Below are 3,240 nucleotides of genomic sequence, written 5' to 3'. Positions count from 1 at the left end.
GGCCGCGAGCGGCATGCACGGCGCGGCGGCGGCGCAGCCGTGGTTCGTCGAGGCGCACCAGTTCCGCATCGACACCGCGGGCGGCATCGGCCGGCCCACGCCCGAAGGCGCGCACCGCGACGGCGTCGACCTGGTGGCGGTGGCGCTGGTCGGGCGCAGCGGCATCAAGGGCGGCGAGACGCGCGTGTTCGAAGCCAGCGGCCGCCGCGGCGAGCGCTTCACGATGACCGAGCCCTGGACGCTGCTCCTGCTCGACGACGCGCGCGTGATCCACGAGTCCACGCCGATCCAGCCGCTCGAGGAGGGCGGCGCCGGCTGGCGCGACACACTCGTCGTCACCTGCCGCGCCGGGGCTTTCCAGGGGGATTGATCCCGCTGGCTTGAGTCCTACAGCCACTGCCCGGCGCAGAGGTTAAATTCGGGGCCCGGCTCGGTTGCGAGCCGCGCCTGTTCGCGAACGAAAAAGTGAGGTCCGCCATGTTCAATCACATCCTGGTTCCGATCGACGGCTCCGAAACTTCCATGCTCGCGGTCAGCAAGGCCAGCGGCCTGGCGCTGGCGTTCGGAAGCCGCATCACGTTGATTCACGTGATCGACAACTACCCCTTCATCGGCGTGGGTGCGGACTATGCGCTGGGCCAGAACGAGTACCTGGCCGCGGCCACCGCGAGCGCGAATGCGGCGCTCGCACGCGGCGTGGCGGCGCTCGCCGCCGAGGGCCTGCACAGCGACCAGCGCGTGATCGACGGCCACGTGGTGCACGAAGGCATCGTCGACACCGCCATCGCCATTGCGGCCGACCTGATCGTGATGGGCTCGCACGGGCGCAGCGGCATCGAGAAGCTGCTGCTGGGCAGCGTCACGCAGCGCGTGCTGCAGGACGCGCCCATGCCGGTGCTCGTGGTCAAGGGCGGGCTGTAAGGCGAGAGAAATCGAAGCCGGACGGGCTCTGCAGGCAAAGGCTCTGCTGCGTGACCGGGTGCACGAAGCCCAGTTCGCTGGCATGCAGCAGCAGGCGCGGCGCACGTGCCTGGACATCGGCGCTGCCGTAGAGCGCGTCTCCCAGAATCGGATGGCCGATCGACAGCAGGTGCACGCGCAACTGATGCGAGCGCCCCGTGAGCGGCTCCAGCAGCAGGTGCGAGGCCTGTGTATTCCCATCCGGCGCTGAAGACGAAGAAGACAGCGCACGCCAGCGCGTGAGGCTCGGCTTGCCGGCCGGGTCCACCTTCTGCAGCGGGCGGTTGGGCCAGTCGGCCATGAGCGGCGCATCGATGACCGACCATTCGTCCTGCACCGGCATCGCACCGTCCACGATGGCCTCGTAGCGCTTGTGCACGCGGCGCTCGGCAAAGGCGTCGCCGAGCGCACGCTGCATGGCGGCGCCGCGCGCCATCAGCACCAGCCCGCTGGTCGCCATGTCGAGCCGGTGCACGATGAGCGCATCGGGCCAGCGCCGCATGGCGCGCGCGCTCAGGCAGTCCTGCTTGTCTTCGCCGCGCCCGGGCACGCAGAGCAGGCCGGCGGGCTTGTTCAGCACCAGCAGGTGGGCGTCTTCGTGGATGAGGTCGATGTCCGGCATGGGTAGCCCGGAGTGTAGAGAGCAGAGCCCGCGCTCGCTGCTGCACCTTCGCGCCGCGCTCATGCGAAGCTCATGAAGCCTCGGCTATCCTCGAACAGATGTCCGGCCCTGCCTCTTCTCCCGCCTCTCCTCCCGCCTCCGCTCCCGTTTCCCCGGGCTTTACCGAACTCCGGCGCGAGCGAGCGTTCATGCAGATGTGGGTGGCGCGGCTCTTCGGCACCGCGGCCTCGCAGATGCTGCTGGTGGCCATCGGCTGGCACATGTACGAGCTCACCAGCAGCGCCTGGGATCTCGGACTCGTGGGCCTGTACCAGTTCGTGCCCGCCTTGCTGCTCGCGCTGCTGGCCGGCCATGTGGTCGACCGCCACCACCGCGGCCGCATCGTGGCGGCCTGCTTTGCGGTGCAGGGGCTGGTGGCGCTGGTGCTGCTGCTCGCGGTGGTGCAGCGCTTCGACACGCGCGGCCTGCTGCTGGGCCTGTCGCTGGTGCTGGGCGCGGTGCGGGCCTTCCAGATGCCGGCGCAGCAGGCGCTCACGCCGCTGCTGGTGCCGCCCGCGATGCTGCCGCGCGCCATGGCTTTCAGCTCGGCCGGCATGCAGGGCGCGATCATCGGCGGGCCGGCGCTCGGCGGCCTGCTGTTCGTGGCCGGCATGGCGGTGGTGTACGGCGCCAGCGTGCTGTGCTTCGCGGTGGCCTGCGCGCTGGTGCTGCGGCTGCGCTATGCCTACACGCCGGCCGCGCGCGAGCCGGTCACGCTGGCCACGGTGTTCGCGGGCGTCGATTTCATCTGGAAGCGCAAGCCGGTGCTCGGCGCCGTCTCGCTCGACCTCTTCGCGGTGCTGCTGGGCGGCGCGGTGGCGCTGCTGCCGATCTACGCCAAGGACATCCTGCACACGGGGCCCTGGGGGCTCGGCCTGCTGCGCGGTGCGCCCGCGGTGGGCGCGCTGGCGATGTCGATCGCCCTCACGCGCCGGCCCATCGAGCGCAACATCGGCCGCACGCTGCTGATGGCCGTCGGGCTCTTCGGGCTGTGCATGGTGGTGTTCGGCATTTCGCGCAGCTTCATCGTCTCGCTGATTGCGCTGGCCGTGTCCGGCGGGGCCGACATGGTCAACGTGGTGATCCGCCAGACCCTGGTCCAGCTCGAAACGCCTGACGCCATGCGCGGCCGGGTGAGCGCGGTCAACTCGATCTTCATCGGCGCCAGCAACCAGCTGGGCGAGTTCGAATCGGGCGCCACGGCGGCGCTGCTCGGGCCGGTGGGCTCGGTGGTGGTGGGCGGCGTGGGAACCATGATGGTGGCGCTGGGCTGGTTCAAGCTGTTCCCGTCGCTGGCGCAGCGCGACCGGCTGGTGGTCGCGATGCCCGCGGCGGCCAAGTAGGGCGCCGCGCTGCGGCCGTCAGAACACCGAAAACGCCTGGGGCGCATCGATCGTGAGGTCGCTCTGTGCCTCGGCCACGCAGGGCAGGATCCAGCCCTCGGCCTTTTCCTCGGCGCTCAGGCCGGGCCATTCGATGACGTGGCGGATCGAGCCCGCCACCAGCTGGCAGATGCAGGTGCGGCAGGTGCCGTTGCGGCAGGAGCTCGGCATTTCGATGCCGGCCGCCTCGGCCGATTTCAAGAGCGTGGTGCCGGCCTCGGCGTCGAAGCCGAGGCC

Annotated in this window: 4 protein-coding genes and 1 pseudogene (1 of these 5 running past the window's edge); 3 read left to right on the top strand and 2 right to left on the bottom strand. The window is 70.6% G+C overall.

The window, feature by feature from the left end; genetic code table 11:
- Together AC1DOC_RS25880 and AC1DOC_RS25875 are read left to right on the top strand one after the other, a co-directional pair.
- The coding region (locus tag AC1DOC_RS25880; protein WP_478130770.1) for a 2OG-Fe dioxygenase family protein at positions 1-370 on the top strand (370 nt) is incomplete at its 5' end.
- A gap of 107 nt (positions 371-477) precedes the next feature.
- The gene (locus tag AC1DOC_RS25875) at positions 478-921 is read left to right on the top strand and encodes a universal stress protein (protein ID WP_015866434.1); all 444 of its coding nucleotides are present in this window, start codon (positions 478-480) and stop codon (positions 919-921) included.
- Here the strand turns inward: AC1DOC_RS25875 and AC1DOC_RS25870 are convergent.
- Positions 905-1,582 (bottom strand): RluA family pseudouridine synthase, encoded by a 678-nt coding sequence (locus tag AC1DOC_RS25870; RefSeq protein ID WP_478080803.1) that lies wholly within the window; start codon positions 1,580-1,582, stop codon positions 905-907. The genes AC1DOC_RS25875 and AC1DOC_RS25870 overlap by 17 nt on opposite strands.
- Positions 1,583-1,770: 188 nt before the next feature.
- Between AC1DOC_RS25870 and AC1DOC_RS25865 the strand changes: the two genes are divergently transcribed.
- A complete protein-coding gene (locus tag AC1DOC_RS25865) occupies positions 1,771-2,964 on the top strand; it encodes an MFS transporter (protein ID WP_478080804.1) in 1,194 nt (397 codons plus the stop codon).
- A gap of 18 nt (positions 2,965-2,982) precedes the next feature.
- On the opposite strand, the pseudogene AC1DOC_RS25860 reads toward AC1DOC_RS25865, so the two are convergent.
- A pseudogene (locus tag AC1DOC_RS25860) lies at positions 2,983-3,240 on the bottom strand (2Fe-2S iron-sulfur cluster-binding protein) (it continues 32 nt past the right edge of the window).

This window comes from Variovorax sp. 01T439_2 (assembly GCF_056398445.1).
The sequence above is the reverse complement of the archived record's forward strand: the minus strand, read 5'-3'. Positions and strand labels throughout refer to the sequence as shown.

Coding starts and splice junctions, on each gene's coding strand:
- AC1DOC_RS25875 (WP_015866434.1), top strand. CDS start 478: ATGTTCAATCACATCCTGGTTCCGATCGACGGCTCCGAAACTTCCATG.
- AC1DOC_RS25870 (WP_478080803.1), bottom strand. CDS start 1,582: ATGCCGGACATCGACCTCATCCACGAAGACGCCCACCTGCTGGTGCTG.
- AC1DOC_RS25865 (WP_478080804.1), top strand. CDS start 1,771: ATGCAGATGTGGGTGGCGCGGCTCTTCGGCACCGCGGCCTCGCAGATG.